At 69.3% G+C, this 13,503-nt stretch carries 13 protein-coding genes; 10 read left to right on the top strand and 3 right to left on the bottom strand.

The window, feature by feature from the left end:
- Window positions 1–14: 14 nt before the first annotated feature.
- Together AVR91_RS07520 and AVR91_RS07515 are read right to left on the bottom strand one after the other, a co-directional pair.
- The gene (locus AVR91_RS07520) at window positions 15–410 is read right to left on the bottom strand and encodes an ATP-binding protein (RefSeq protein ID WP_063272666.1); all 396 of its coding nucleotides are present in this window, start codon (window positions 408–410) and stop codon (window positions 15–17) included.
- A 75-nt stretch (window positions 411–485) separates the two neighbouring features.
- A complete protein-coding gene (locus AVR91_RS07515) occupies window positions 486–935 on the bottom strand; it encodes a Rid family hydrolase (protein ID WP_063272665.1) in 450 nt (149 codons plus the stop codon).
- Window positions 936–1,003: 68 nt separating this feature from the next.
- On the opposite strand from AVR91_RS07515, the gene AVR91_RS07510 reads away from it, so the two are divergent.
- The 3 genes from AVR91_RS07510 to AVR91_RS07500 all read left to right on the top strand — a co-directional run bounded on the left by AVR91_RS07510 (window position 1,004) and on the right by AVR91_RS07500 (window position 4,548).
- A complete protein-coding gene (locus AVR91_RS07510; protein WP_063272664.1) occupies window positions 1,004–1,480 on the top strand; it encodes a MarR family winged helix-turn-helix transcriptional regulator in 477 nt (158 codons plus the stop codon).
- 302 nt (window positions 1,481–1,782) lie between these two features.
- Window positions 1,783–2,325, top strand: a complete 543-nt coding sequence (locus tag AVR91_RS07505) for a hypothetical protein (protein WP_063272663.1) — start codon at window positions 1,783–1,785, stop codon at window positions 2,323–2,325.
- 348 nt (window positions 2,326–2,673) lie between these two features.
- Window positions 2,674–4,548, top strand: coding sequence for a Calx-beta domain-containing protein (locus AVR91_RS07500; protein WP_063272662.1), 1,875 nt, complete (start codon window positions 2,674–2,676; stop codon window positions 4,546–4,548).
- Between the two features lie 53 nt (window positions 4,549–4,601).
- On the opposite strand, the gene bla is transcribed toward AVR91_RS07500, so the two are convergent.
- Entirely contained in the window at window positions 4,602–5,495 is an 894-nt protein-coding gene (gene bla / locus AVR91_RS07495; RefSeq protein ID WP_063274703.1) for a class A beta-lactamase, read from the bottom strand.
- 75 nt (window positions 5,496–5,570) lie between these two features.
- On the opposite strand from bla, the gene AVR91_RS07490 reads away from it, so the two are divergent.
- The 7 genes from AVR91_RS07490 (at window position 5,571) to AVR91_RS07460 (ending at window position 13,500) form a co-directional block, all read left to right on the top strand.
- Window positions 5,571–6,452, top strand: coding sequence for a LysR family transcriptional regulator (locus tag AVR91_RS07490; protein WP_063274704.1), 882 nt, complete (start codon window positions 5,571–5,573; stop codon window positions 6,450–6,452).
- On the top strand, window positions 6,449–7,351 hold the full coding sequence (locus tag AVR91_RS07485; RefSeq protein ID WP_063274705.1) for a serine hydrolase: 903 nt from the start codon (window positions 6,449–6,451) through the stop codon (window positions 7,349–7,351). Before AVR91_RS07490 ends, AVR91_RS07485 begins: the two co-directional genes overlap by 4 nt.
- A gap of 62 nt (window positions 7,352–7,413) precedes the next feature.
- Window positions 7,414–7,869 (top strand): flavodoxin family protein, encoded by a 456-nt coding sequence (locus tag AVR91_RS07480; RefSeq protein WP_063274706.1) that lies wholly within the window; start codon window positions 7,414–7,416, stop codon window positions 7,867–7,869.
- Window positions 7,870–8,013: 144 nt separating this feature from the next.
- A complete protein-coding gene (locus AVR91_RS07475; RefSeq protein WP_063274707.1) occupies window positions 8,014–8,814 on the top strand; it encodes a siderophore-interacting protein in 801 nt (266 codons plus the stop codon).
- A 157-nt stretch (window positions 8,815–8,971) separates the two neighbouring features.
- On the top strand, window positions 8,972–10,741 hold the full coding sequence (locus AVR91_RS07470) for an alpha/beta hydrolase (protein ID WP_063274708.1): 1,770 nt from the start codon (window positions 8,972–8,974) through the stop codon (window positions 10,739–10,741).
- Window positions 10,742–10,923: 182 nt separating this feature from the next.
- Window positions 10,924–11,841, top strand: coding sequence for a helix-turn-helix transcriptional regulator (locus tag AVR91_RS07465; RefSeq protein ID WP_037336653.1), 918 nt, complete (start codon window positions 10,924–10,926; stop codon window positions 11,839–11,841).
- 282 nt (window positions 11,842–12,123) lie between these two features.
- A complete protein-coding gene (locus AVR91_RS07460; RefSeq protein ID WP_063274709.1) occupies window positions 12,124–13,500 on the top strand; it encodes an MFS transporter in 1,377 nt (458 codons plus the stop codon).
- Window positions 13,501–13,503: the final 3 nt, after the last annotated feature.

Raw genomic sequence — 13,503 nt, 5'->3', positions numbered from 1 at the left:
ACCCGATGATCGTGTCAGAGCGCCGGGATCTCCGCCCACACCGTCTTGAACCCGGCGCCGGTGTCCACGCCCCATTCGGTGCTGACCGCCTCGACCAGCGCCAGCCCTCGTCCGTGCGGGCTCGTCGGATCGTCCTTGATCACGCGGCGCGGGCGCAGGCGCGGACGTCGATCGTCGACCTCGATGCGGACGACGTCCCGTCCCGAGGGGACGGAGACCCTGAGTTCGGCGACGCCGTCCGCGTGTTCGTGCGCGTTGGTGACCAGTTCCGTGGTCAGCAGCTCGGTGTCCGCGATGGTGGTGCGTCCGACCCCGCCCAGCTGCTCTCGCAGCCAGGCACGGACCGCTCCCAATGGCGGGGCGATACCGGTGGGGAATTCGTAAGCCTGTCTCGTACTCGTGATACCCACGCGTTCTCCTTAGCGGGTTTCCCAGCTGGGCCAAGAGCATGGGCGCAGGCATGGAGTACCCAAGGAGTCCGGGGTTCACACGTGGGCGTTCCCGGCGATGGCGGTGACCCTGATCTCGACCCGCATCTTCGGCGCGCCGAGGGCGGCGACGCCGATCTCGGTCCAGATCGGTGCCCGGTCGCCCATGTGCTCGCGGAACTGCGCCACCATCACGCGGTTGTGGGTCTCGCCGATGAAGCCGGGGACCTCCGGGACGTGGAACGAGTCGACGGAGATGACGTCGCGCCAGGTGGCGCCCGCGGTGGCGAGGGTGCGGGCGACGTTCTCGAAGGCCGTGACGATCTCCTCTTCCAGGGACTCCGGGAAGTTCAAGTCGTCGTCCCAGCCGCCCTGGCCCGAGATCTCGATGCGATCGCCGACGCGTACCGCCTGGCTGTAGCGCATCTCGGTCAGTTGCCGGTCGCCGTAGCCAGGCGTGGCGAAGAACTCCGGCTGGGGCATGGCGGATCCCTTCGTTGACTTCATGCTTGAAGTCAAGCTAGCACGATTTCACTTCACATGTGAAGTCAGGTCGTTCTGGGTAAGGTTCCGCCATGGCCGCCCTGGACCCGGACGAAGCACTGTGGCTGACCCCTGCCGAAAAGGAGGCCTGGACCGGGCTGGTCTCCCTGGTTCTCCTGCTGCCTGGGCGGCTCGAGTCGCCGTTGCAGCACGACGCCGGGCTGACGCTGTTCGAATACCTCGCCCTCAGTCATATTTCGGAGGCGCCGCAACGGCGGCTGCGGATGAGCGAACTGGCCTACCTCGCCAACGGCTCGCTCTCTCGTCTGTCCAATGTGGTCAAACGCTTCGAGCAGCGCGGCTGGGTGGAGCGGACACCGGATCCCGGCGACGGCCGGTACACCCTCGCCGTGCTCACCGACGACGGCTACGACGTGGTCGTCGCGGCCGCGCCCACGCACGTCCGTTCGGTGCGGGAGCTCGTCCTCGACCCGTTGACCTCGGAGGACCAGCAGGCGCTGGCCCGGATCGCGGCCAAGCTGCGGACGCGGCCCGTCGATCTCGCCTAGAGAACCGAAGGTAGAACGTGTGTTGCCGGGCGGAGTGTCCAGGACCAGGGCACCTGCGACCGAACCGCCGCTCCCTGTAGTCGACCGGGGGCGAAGGCTCCTTTCGTCGCATCAGACTCGGTGAAGGGAGCCTTCGGCCTACACCACTCCGTTAGTGCCTACTGGCGCAGGTTGATCAGCCGGAGCCGCTCTCCGCGTAGGTGATTAAGGCGGTCGAATGTGCGCGCGAAGGTACCTTGTGCTCGCGTCGCGGACTTTGGTCCCCTGACTGCGTTCATTTCGCACGCAGAGGGGGAACTCTCGTGTTCAAGAAACCATTCGCCGTACTGTCGGTTTTTTCGACAGTACTCCTCGGGCTCGCGGGAACGGCGCACGCCGGTATCACGCAATGGTCCGACGGCTACGAATCGAACCCGTTCGGTGTCTGGGAGCGGGAAATCCAAGGCGGTGACGGTCATTTCTGGATCGACATCGGCATGGGCGTGGCCAGGACCGGCAACAACAACGGCTGGCTCTTCGCGGACAACGGCTGGTCGGCGATGAGGACCGCGAAATCGCTCAGCGGTTTCCCGTCGAATCGGTCGAATTGCGCCGCCGCGGTCTACGCCGACCCGGTCGGTGGCGGAGCGAACATCGGCCTCGAGATCTGGGATCCCAACGGCTGGCGGAAAATCTCCCACACGGTGAAGTGGATCGACGACCGGGCGGGTTATGAGCCCATAACTCTGCCCAATCTCAATCTGAACGGTGTGGGCACCGTCTATCTCCAGCCGATCTACGGCAACGATGGCGGGCCGGCGAAGTACGTCCGCTTGGACGACGCGATCATCCAGTGCGTCTACTGAGCCCGAGGTCTCGCCACGGTATCGGTCGGCGCGTGACGTTGCGACATTCGGTGACTGTTCGCCGGATGAATCCGGATTCCGTCCGGCCGAGCTGATCACGGAAAACGCAGGAAACTTCGACGCCTTTCACGCTGAAGAGTGAGAGGTGTCGAAGGTTCTTCGGCTGGACGGCGCAATGCCGGCCTGGTCCGAGTAGCCCGGATTCGCGGTAACAGCCCGTTGGGCCTCTTGACACAGGGCGCTCCGGGTGAAGTCCCGCCTTCGCGCTAACGAAAAACGAAATATTCCGTCTTTTCCGAGGAAGCCCACAGGAATTCCGGCTCCGGCCGGGTCTGAGGAGGGAAACCCATGTCACGAAGACCACTGCTCGTCGTCTTGACCGCGGTCACGGCGATGTTCGCGTCCACCGCGGTCGCCGCCGCGGCCCCGCCGGGAGTCGACCCGGCAACGGTCGATCTCACCCTCGACGCGGGGCAGAGCACGACCGTGACCAAGAACGTGACGACCTCGGCCGTGCCGCCGAACCCCGACCTCGTCCTGCTCGCCGACACCACGGGCAGTATGGGCGGGCCGATCGGCAACGTGCGGTCGAACGCCAGCGCCATCACCGGTGACGTACTCGCCGCGCAGCCGACCGCGCAGTTCGGCGTGGCCGAGTACAAGGACTTCACCGACTCGGTGCCGTTCAAGGTCAACCAGGGCATCACCGGGGACACGAACGCCGTCCAGGCGGGGATCAACCAGTGGGTGGCCGCGGGCGGCGGGGACACGCCGGAGGCCAACCTGAACGCGCTTTACCAGCTGGCCACCGGCGCGGTCGCCTTCCGGCCGGACGGCACCCGCATCATCGCGTGGTTCGGCGACGCGCCGTCGCACGATCCGAGCGGCGGGCACACACTGGCCCAGACCATCGCGGCGCTGCAGGCGGCGAAGATCCGCGTGGTCGCCGTCAACGTCGGCGCACTCGACGCCACGGGACAGGCCTCCGCCATCACCTCGGCGACGGGCGGCGTCCTGCTGAACAACGTCCCGGCAGGCCAGGTCTCGCAGGCCATTCTGGACGGCATCAAGTCCATCGAGGTCACCGTGACGCCGAAGGTGACCAGCTGCGACCCGCAGCTCACCGTCACCAACGACCCCGGCAGCGTCAAGGTGGCCAGCGGCGAGGTCGCCACGTTCACCGAGACCATCAAGGTGGCGGCCGGCGCCGCTCCCGGCACCTACCAGTGCGTCGTCGACTACCAGGTCGACGGGGTTTCCCGCGGCTACGTCGAGACCACCACGGTCCGCGTGCTCGGCTTGAGCATCAACGACGTGACGGTCGGCGAGGGCTCCGGGGGCGCGCAGGTCCCGGCGACGTTCACGGTGTCGCTGCTCGGCGGCCCCAGCCCGAATCCGGTGACGGTCCAGTACGCGACCGCCAACGGCACCGCGACCGCGCCCGCCGACTACGCGGCGGCGGGCGGGACGGTCACGTTCGCTCCCGGGCAGACGGCCAAACCGGTGACCGTCCTGGTCAACCCGGACAAGGTCGACGAGCCGGACGAGACCTTCACGGTGAACCTGTCGGCCCCGGCCGGTGCCGGTCTGATCGACGCGACCGGGGTCGGCACGATCGTCGACGACGACCGTGACGGCGTCTTCTCCTGCACGGGTACCGCGGCGAACGTCCTCGGCGTGACCGCGGCGCGGGCCAACCCGGCGAATCTGCCGTGTGCCGACGACAGCAGCACCGTCGCCGCAGCGACGCTCAACGCCGGCCTGATCAAGGTGGACACCAAGGTGCTGACCGCGTCGACCGATCTGACGCCGGACGACCAGTCGGTGGCTCCGGCCGCGGGCGATCGCGCGCTGGCGTCGGCCAAGATCGACAAGACGGTGATCAGCACGCTCGGGCTGACCATCGAACTCGGCGTGATCCAGTCCCAGGCGACGGCGACCTGTCAGCCGTCGGCGGGCGGGCTCGCGCCGGTGCTGGCCGGCAGTTCGAACGTCGCCTCGCTGAAGATCAACGGCGAGTCGATCACGGTGGGCTCGGCGCCGCTGACCATTCCGCTGGTCATCGGTTCGCTGAAGCTCAACGGCCAGACCGTGGCGAACGGCGTCGTGAAGCAGCAGGCCGTCGCGCTGGACACCGCGCTCGCGAAGATCGTGCTCGCGGAGTCCCAGGCCGACGTGCACGGAACCTCGGCGCATCCGGCGGGCAACCCCTGCCGTCGCTGAGCCGCTGAACCCCGCCGGGACGGACGGATCCTCGTCCGTCCCGGCGGGACCGGTCAGGGGAGGGCCTTCACCGCGGCCGCGGTGGCGTCGGCGAGGAGCTTGTTGTCGATCTCGGCGTCCTTGTCCGGCCGGTCGGTGAGCACCGAGACGACGATCGGCGCCCGGTTCGGCGGCCACACCACCCCGATGTCGTTGCGCGTGCCGTAAGCCGCCGTCCCGGTCTTGTCGGCGACCGCCCAGCCGGGCACCCCGGCGCGGATGTTCTGATCGCCGGTGGTGTTGGCGCGCATCATGTCGACCAGGATCTTGCGCTTGTCCTCGGGGAGGGCGTCGCCGAGCGCGAAGGCACGCAGGCTCACGGCGAGGGCGCGGGGTGTGCTGGTGTCCCGGAGGTCGCCGGGGAAGGTGTCGTTGAGTTCCGGCTCGATCCGGTCGGCGTGGCTCGTGGTGTCGCCGATCCCGCGGAACACCGCGTTGAGTCCTTCGGGGCCGCCGAGTTCACGGAAGAGCAGGTTCCCGCCGGTGTTGTCGCTGTAGCGGAGGGTCGCGTCCATGACGGCGCGCAGCGGCAGGCCCGTCGCCACGTGTTTCTCCGTGACCGGCGAATTGACGACCAGGTCCTGCTTCCCGTAGGTCACCGTGCGGTCCAGTTCGGCGATCGGTGTCCGCTGCAGGACACCGCCGGCGCTGAACACCTTGTGCGTCGAGGCGTAGGCGAAGCGTTCGTCGGCGCGGAAGGTGACTTCGCGCCCGGTCGCGGTGTCCACCGCGTACACCCCGACCCGGGCGCGGTAGGTGCGTTCGAGCTGTTCGAAGTCGGCGCGCCCGGACGCCGCGACGGGCGAAGCGGCGGCGGGAGGTGGCGCGGGGGCAGGTGCGGAACACGCGGCGAGTGATACGGCCGAGAGCGCCAGTAGTGCGGCCCAGCGGCGATAAGTGACGGACATGCCCGCAGTCTGTCCAGCTCCGGTCATGCTGTCCAAGACACGAATGACGTCTTTCATGCGAAACGCGCATAGTATGTGGTCGTGGACCTGATCGGGAGTTGCCGGGCGTTCGTGAGCGTGAGCGAGGCCGGGACGTTCACCGCCGGAGCCGCGCTCGCGCGCATCCCGCAACCGGTGGCGAGCCGCCGGATCGCCGCGCTGGAACGGCATTTCGGCGAGCGGCTGTTCGACCGCTCCACCCGGCGCGCCCTGCTCACCCCGTTCGGGCGGGACATGTTGCCGTCGGCGAAACGGCTGGTGGCCTTGGCCGACACCCTGGAGCACGACGCGCGGCGCGCCAGGCTGCGGCCGATGCGGCTCGCGATGCCGGAAACCTGCACCGTCCGCGAACTCGCCGAACTCGACGCGGCGGCGCGGGCGGTGGACGTCTTCCTGGAGTTCCGGCAGGCGCCGCCGCGGGAACGGGCGGAACTCGTGCGCACGCAGGAGGTCCGCGCCGCGCTCGCCGCCGTCCCCGGCGAGGAGGGCAGCTGGAAGGTGCCGCTCGGGGTGGCGGGCGGAGGCAGGCCGCGGGCGGACGTCCTTCATCTGGAAACGCTGCGGGTCGGCCGGTCCGGCCGTTCGCCTCGGCGGGTCTGGATCCAGCCGGAGGACGACGTCCCGCATCTGCGCGACCGTCTCTTCCGGATCCGTGACGCGGTGGGGTTGCGGCCCGCGCAGGTGTCGGTCGCCGATTCGCTGACCGCAGCCGCCGCGGCCGTGTTCGGTTCGGACGATCTGCTGCTGTGCTCGGCGGCGCAGGCCACCGACCTCGGCTTGAACTGGCGGACCATCGGTGAGATCCGGCTCGTGCGCGGGTTCGAGATCACGGCGGGGCCCGGCGAGGACGCGCAGCGGCTCCGGGCACGATTGGGGCCGGACATCGCCCGCTGTCTCGGCGCGGAGGAGACGACGTGAACACGGAAACGCTGCTCATGCGGCTGCGCGCCGACCTGGCCGACGGGGGGCTGCGGGGTTCCTTCCTCGTGCGCGATCTGCGGACCGGTCACGAGGTGGGCATCGACCCCGACCTCGAGTTCCCGAGCGCCTCACTGGTGAAGATCCCGCTCGCCGCGGCGACCCTGGAGCGCATCCGGCGGGGCGAGCTGGACGGCTCGGCGGCGCTCGACGTCGAGCCGGGGCGGGCCACCGCGCCGGGGCCGACCGGGCTGACGCGGTTCCGGCATCCGGCCAGGGTGGCGATCGACGACCTGCTCTATCTGACCATGGCCATCAGCGACGAGACCGCCGCGGACGCGCTGTTCGCGCTGACGCCGCCCGCCGAGGTCACCGGGATGACGCGCGACTGGGGCATCACCGGGATCACCGCGCGGCATCCGGCCGCGGATCTCAGCGACACCCCGGCCGAACGCTTCGACCCCGCCGACGTCCACCTCGCGCACGCGCTCGCGATCAACGCGGGGACCGCGGGGCAGGGCCATCCCGTTCCGCAGCTCGACGTCACACGCGCGAGCTCCGGTTCGGCCCGCGCGTTCGTGAACCTGCTCGAAGCGCTGTGGAAGCCGTCCAAAGTGGACGAACAGGTGGCGGCGCGGGTCCGCGAGCTCATGGGGCTCAACCTCTTGCGGCAACGGCTGAGCCCGGATTTCGTCTCCGATGCCACGAAATGGTCGTCGAAGACGGGCACCGTGCTGAACCTGCGGCACGAGGTCGGCGTGGTCGAACACGCCGACGGCGGGATGTTCGCGATCGCCGCGCTGACCGAGTCCAAGGTGTCCGCGGCGATCCAGCCGGAGGCCGAAGTGCTGATGGCCCGCGTGGCCCGGGAACTGCGGGATCACCTGCGCGAGGGCTGATGTCACGTTCTTCGCCGCTGCCCGGTTCTTGAGGGAAAGGACCGGCGGAGTGGAGGATCGGCATGAAGGTCGTCATCGTGTGCGTTTCGGTGTCCCACGGCAATACGCGAAGGGTCGCCGACGTCATGGCGGGGGTGCTCGGCGCCCGCGTCGTCAGCCCCGAGGAAATCGGGCCGGCCGACCTCGATTCCTGTGACCTGGTGGGATTCGGCTCGGGGATCTTCGGCATGGACTTCCATCCGCGCCTGCTCCGGTTCGTCCGGGACCTGCCGGGGGAGCAGCGGCGGAAGGCGTTCGTGTTCACCACGAGCGGGCTGCCCGAACCGCCGTTCCGGCGCTACCTCCGCAGCCTCGCGCGGCTGCTCCGCCACAAGGGATTCGATGTGGTGGGCACCTTCTCGTGCCGCGGTTTCGACACCTGGCTCCCGTTCAAACTCGTCGGCGGCATCGGCAAGAACCGGCCCGGTACAGCGGATCTCGACGCGGCGCGGCGGTTCGCCGAAAGCCTCGCGGGCTGAGCCGGAACGTGAGCAGGCCCGGTCCGCGATCGTGTCCCGTCCCAGCTCCCGAGGTCTCCCACCGGGCAGGCAAAAGCGAGTACCCGAGAACTGAGGAAATGCTCATAATAGTGCTATGACCTGCACGAATACTGAGAGCTCGCGATGATCCCGCGCCTCAAGGCCCCGGTCTCGCGGAAGATGATCACGCTGGAGGTCCGGGAGCGCGTCAGCCTCAGCCCGAGCTTCGCGTCGGTCACCTTGGGCGGTCCGGAGTTGAAGCACCTCGTCGTCACGGGCGCGGACCAGACGGTGCGGCTGTTCTTCCCCCGTGAGGGACAACGCGGGCTGCGGATGCCCACCTTTTCGAACGAGACGTGGATGCCGGAGCTGATGCTGCTGCCCAAATCGGTCCGGCCTTGGGTTCGCACGCTCACCATCCGCCGGGCGAGGCTCGCCGACGACGAGGTCGACATCGAGTTCGCCCTCCACGGGAATTCGCCGATGAGCGAGTGGGTCCGCCGCGTGCGACCGGGTGATCCGGCCGGGATCTTCGACATGGGCACCACGTACCGGCCACCGGACGACGTCGGCTGGCAGCTCGTCGTCGCCGACGAGAGCGCCCTTCCCGCCGCGCTGGCGATCCTCGACGACGCTCCGGAATCCCTTGCCGCGCAGGTGTTCTTGGAGGTGCCCACCGCTGCGGACATCCGGCGGTACGACACGACCGACGGCGTCCGCGTCCACTGGCTCAGCAGGGACGATCCGGGACTCCGGCCGGGAACCCTTGCCCTGGAGGCGGTCAAGCGGGCATCGCTGCCGCACGGCCGGTTCTACACCTGGGTCGCGGGGGAGTCCCGGCTGGCGACGTCGCTGCGCCGCCATCTGGTGTCCGAGCGAGGTGCGGCGAAGGCGGACATCTCGTTCGCCGGGTATTGGCGGCACGGCTGGTCCAGCCCGGGTTGACCGTTCGTGTCGAGATCCCGCCATGTCGGGTATCCGCCAGCTCGTGGCCGTGTGGGAAACCTGATCACCGGTCTTTACTTCACGTACGGACGTCGGGGGGCTCCTGTCGAAAGGGATCATGGTGATCAGTAGTACGAGAAAGACGCGGAGAGGCACGGTGGCCGTGGTCGCCGGTGCGTTCCTGGCCTCGGGCCTGGTGCTGGCGCCCGCCGCGGGTGCGGCTCCCGCGGTCAAGGCCGAGCCGGACACCGCCGCGCTCGCCGGTGCGCTGACCAAGCAGGCCGTGGCCTGGGGCGAGTGCTCGTTCCCGTCCGTCGCGCCGGCGACGGAGGCGGAACTGAAGAAGGTCAAGGGCCTGGCCTGCGCCACGGTCCAGGTGCCGCGGGACTGGCACAACCCGCAGGACGGCAACACGATCGGCGTCCGCGTCTCCAAGACCGGGACCGCCTACCCCGGCACCGGCAGGCAGGGCATCGCGCTGGTCAACCCCGGCGGGCCCGGCGGCGAAGGCCTCCCGTGGGGCGCCGCGATGGCGATGCGCAGCCCCGTGCTGGCCTCGCAGTACGACTTCGTCGGCTTCGACCCGCGCGGTGTCGGCCAGAGCACCCCGCTGACCTGTAGCTACACCGTCCCGGACAGCACGGATCAGAACGTGATCAGCCGGGCGAAGGTCGAAGGCTGCCTGAAGAACCCGCTGACGAAGTTCATCACCACCGAGCAGACCGCGTACGACATGGACTTCATCCGCGTGCTGCTCGGCGAGAAGAAGACCAGCTACATCGGCTACTCGTACGGCACGTGGCTCGGCACCTGGTACGCCACCACGTTCCCGAGCAAGGCGCACCGGTTCCTGCTCGACTCGTCGACCGACGCTAGCCGCTCGACCCTGGAGAAGACCTGGGACCTGCAGCCGCGCAGCCGCGACCGCCAGTTCCAGGAGGCACTGCTGCCCTACGTCGCGCGCAACGACGCCAAGTACAAGGCGGGCACAGACCCGCTGGAGATCCGTCGCAACTGGGAGAAGGCGGGCGGCACGCGGGAATTCGCGGGCATGCTCTACGCCGCTTGGTTCATCATCCCGGCGATGTACGACACCACCCAGTACCCGTCGGCGGCCTCCATGGTGGCCGCGCTGGCGAAGGGACCGGCGCCCACCGGGACCGACGCGGAGAAGCTGGAGCAGGTCGTCGCGAAGGCGCTCGCCACCCCGGGCCTGACCGACGCGAACAAGGCGTTCCTGAACAAGGCCAAGGGCAACGCGCTCGAGGCCATCGCGAAGAAGGACTCGGTCGAGCGCAAGGCCTCGTACCAGGGCGGCGCCGAGGTCGAGACCTGGGACGCGGCGTTCGAGGCGATCCGCTGCCAGGACGGCCAGTGGAACCAGAACCTGCACTACTGGACCTACTGGCAGGCCGACCTGACCGTGAACGCGCCGTTCATCGCGCCGATCATGGCCCTGTCGGGTGCGCCGCTGTGCGCGTTCTGGCCGACCACCAACGCCAAGCCGGCGCCGGACGCCAAGACGTTCCCGAAACTGCTGATCGCGCAGACCGAGCTCGACGCGGCCACGCCGTACGAGGGCGCGCTCGCCACCGCGAACGGCCTGCCGGGCGCCAAGATGATCAGCGTCGACAACGAAGGCAGCCACGGGATCTTCCCGTACAACACCGACTGCGTCGACGACCCGATCGTCGCCTACTTCCAGACCGGTCTCACGCCGAAGAAGAAGTTCACCGGCTGCCAGGGCCTGCCCTTGCCCAGTGAGGACAAGACGGTCGAGGTCGGCGGCAACCTCGGGCACGACGGGAAGATCAAGATCAAGATGATCACGCCCCAGGTGCGCAAGGCGAACGAGATCGTCCGTGAGCTGCTCGAAGGCACCGCCACGCCGGAAGCCGACGAGAAGGGCATGCCTGCCAACGCCTGATCCCCGGCAGCGTCGCACAAGGGCTCCCGCGGGCCGATCCGGCCCGCGGGAGCCTCTTCGGCGATCCGTGACGATTTCGTTATCGGTCCAGCCGCACGATCCGGCCGCTTTCCCCCTCAAGAAGGATGAGGCGTGACATCGATGTCACGTCGATCGATCCTGGGCTGGGGAGGAGAAGCGTCATGCTCGCCGAGTCGCGAGGTCTTTCGGTGGAGGCCGAGCAGCTGTACCGGGCCCTGCTGGAGGGGCGCCCGGGTCCGCCCGGCGCCGAACTGGCGGAGCTGGAGCGGTTCGGCCTGATCCGCGCCGGAGCGTCCGGCGTCGAGGTGTGCCCGCCGCGCGCGGCGCTGTCGGCGTTCGCGGCGCAGCACGAAGCGGCCGCCGTCCGCGCACGGGAAGCGGCCGAGGTGCTCGGCGCCGCCTACTCCCTGCGGACCGGCCGCGACGCGGACTTCGTCGAGGTGCTGCGGAGCCGGGACGAAGTGATCGCCACCTTCGAGGCCATGCAGACGCAGGCGGGCGTGGACATCGTCGCGCTGGACCCGGGGTCGTACATGAGCCCGAAGGCCGAAGTGAGCACGGTGCAGCCGGGCTCGATGGCGCGCGGCATCGCGTACCGCGTCGTCTACGACTCGTCGGTGCTGCGGACCGACGACGGATTCGCCCAGGTGCAGTCGAGTATCGCGCTCGGGGAGCAGGCCAGGGTGTTCCCCAGGCTGCCGCTGAAGCTGGTGATCGCCGACAGCAACCGGGCGCTGATCGCCGTCCCGAACTCCGACGCCGGCGACGTGCTGGCCCTGCTGATCCATCCGTCGATGCTGCTGAGCGCGCTGATCGAGCTGTTCGAATCGTTCTGGCGGATGGGTGTCCCGGTGCGGGCGGGCGGTCCGGACGACGCGGAGGCGACGCAGGAACCGACCGTCGCCACCCGCCGTCTGCTCGCGTTGCTGAGCGGAGGCCTGACCGACGAGGCGATCGCGCGCGAACTCGGGATCAGTGAACGCACGGTCCTCCGGCGGATCAGCCGCCTGCAGCAACTGCTGGGCGCGCAGACCCGGTTCCAGCTGGGCGCGCAGGCTTCGCGGCAAGGGTGGCTTTGAGTTTTATGGCGTGAGTGCCAATAGGGGCGGCCGGAATTGTCACGAGAGACCAGGCCCGGGTTTCGTGAGTGGTAAAGACGGTGCTCGGGGTACCGGACTCGCGTGATCGGAGACGTATCTCGCGTGATTGGAGGCGGATCTCGCGTGAGTAGAGGCCGCACACCGAGTGCGGCCTCCGATCACGTGAGTTACGCCTGCAATCACGCGAGTTCGGCGTCTGATCACGCGAGTCACGACTTCGCCCCGGCCGCGAACCGTCCTCTTCACTCACCAGGAGCCGAAATGAGAGCGACGCTCCTCATGATCGGGCTCGGGGCGTTCGTCACCACCCTCGACAACACGATCGTCGCGGCGGGCGCGCCTTCACTCGCCCGGGAACTCGGGCTCGATCTGTCCACGCTGCAATGGGTGAGCATCGGCTACATGCTCCCGTTCGCCGGGTTGCTGCCGGTGGCGGGGACGCTGGTGGACCGCTGGGGCCAGGCCGCGACCCTGCGGGCGGGGCTGCTCGCGTTCGGTGCCGGCGCGGCCGTCGGAGGATTCGCCACGACGGCGTGGCTCGTCATCGCCGCGCGGATTCTGCAAGGCGCGGCGGCGGCGTTCCTGGTCCCGGCCCTGCTCAGCCTGCTCCGCACCGACCTCGACGCGCGAAGACGGGCGGTCGGCGCGACGGTCTGGACCGCCTGTCTCGCGGCCGCCCTCGCACTCGGCCCGACGCTCGGCGGCGTGCTGAGCGAATATCTGGGCTGGGGCTGGATCTTCTTCGTCAACCTCCCGTTCGTGGCGGCCATGCTGACGCTGGTGCGCAGGGTCGCCCTCGCGGATCGTGATCCGGCGGCCGGACGGCCCGCCGTGCTGTCCATGCTGGTGGTGACCACCGCGATGGTCCTGGTCACCGCCGCCGTGGTGGAGCTGAACGCGGTGCTCTGCGCGGCGGGGACGGCCTTCGCGATCTGGTTCGTGGTCAGGGAAAGACGCGCGCGCGTGCGGCTGGTGCCGAAGGCGCTGACCGGCACGCGGGTGTTCACCGGCGCGCTCACCGTGCAGTTGCTGTGGGGACTGGGGGTTTCCGGGGTCTTCTTCTTCACGCCGTTGCTGCATCAGGAATCCCTCGGCCTCGGGCCGATGCTCGCCGGATTGCCGCTGGTCGTGGTGGCGGTCGCGGTCGTCGCCGCCACGCCGCTGGTGCCCTGGGCGGTACCACGCTGGGGTCCACATCGGACAGTCGCGGCCGGGCTGACCACGGTGGCCGCCGGACTGCTGGCGCTCGCCGCGGTCAACCATCTGCCGGAAATCCCGCCCAGGATTCCCGGACTCGTGCTGATCGGCGCCGGATCGGCCCTGACCACCCCGTTGACCTCGTACGCGCTGGAGATCGTCGCCGAACGGCACGCGGGCACGGCCTCCGGACTGCTCACCGCGTCCCGCGAACTGTCGAGCGCGCTGGGCGTCGCGCTGATCGGGGTCGTCCTGTCGGTGGTCCGCACGGCCCGGCTCGACGAGGGCGCCGCGGCCGCGCTGGCGGACGGCTACACGGCCGGGCTGCTGACCGCCGCGGCGCTGCAACTCGCCGGAGCGCTCCTCGCGCTCCGGCTCCTGAATCCCCGAAGTTCGTCCCGAAGTGACAAGCGGGGTGCCCCCTTTCTCACTTCGCGGTGAGCA

The organism is Amycolatopsis keratiniphila subsp. keratiniphila (assembly GCF_001620365.2).
GTDB classification, from domain to species: Bacteria; Actinomycetota; Actinomycetes; order Mycobacteriales; family Pseudonocardiaceae; genus Amycolatopsis; species Amycolatopsis keratiniphila.
Note: the sequence above shows the minus strand (reverse complement) of the source record. Positions and strands in the feature narration are given on the sequence as shown.

Excerpts from the sequence above, each read along its gene's own strand:
- AVR91_RS07500 (WP_063272662.1), top strand. The coding sequence starts at position 2,674 with ATGTCACGAAGACCACTGCTCGTCGTCTTGACCGCGGTCACGGCGATG.
- AVR91_RS07460 (WP_063274709.1), top strand. The coding sequence starts at position 12,124 with ATGAGAGCGACGCTCCTCATGATCGGGCTCGGGGCGTTCGTCACCACC.
- AVR91_RS07510 (WP_063272664.1), top strand. The coding sequence starts at position 1,004 with ATGGCCGCCCTGGACCCGGACGAAGCACTGTGGCTGACCCCTGCCGAA.
- AVR91_RS07475 (WP_063274707.1), top strand. The coding sequence starts at position 8,014 with ATGATCCCGCGCCTCAAGGCCCCGGTCTCGCGGAAGATGATCACGCTG.
- AVR91_RS07515 (WP_063272665.1), bottom strand. The coding sequence starts at position 935 with ATGAAGTCAACGAAGGGATCCGCCATGCCCCAGCCGGAGTTCTTCGCC.
- bla (WP_063274703.1), bottom strand. The coding sequence starts at position 5,495 with ATGTCCGTCACTTATCGCCGCTGGGCCGCACTACTGGCGCTCTCGGCC.
- AVR91_RS07480 (WP_063274706.1), top strand. The coding sequence starts at position 7,414 with ATGAAGGTCGTCATCGTGTGCGTTTCGGTGTCCCACGGCAATACGCGA.
- AVR91_RS07465 (WP_037336653.1), top strand. The coding sequence starts at position 10,924 with ATGCTCGCCGAGTCGCGAGGTCTTTCGGTGGAGGCCGAGCAGCTGTAC.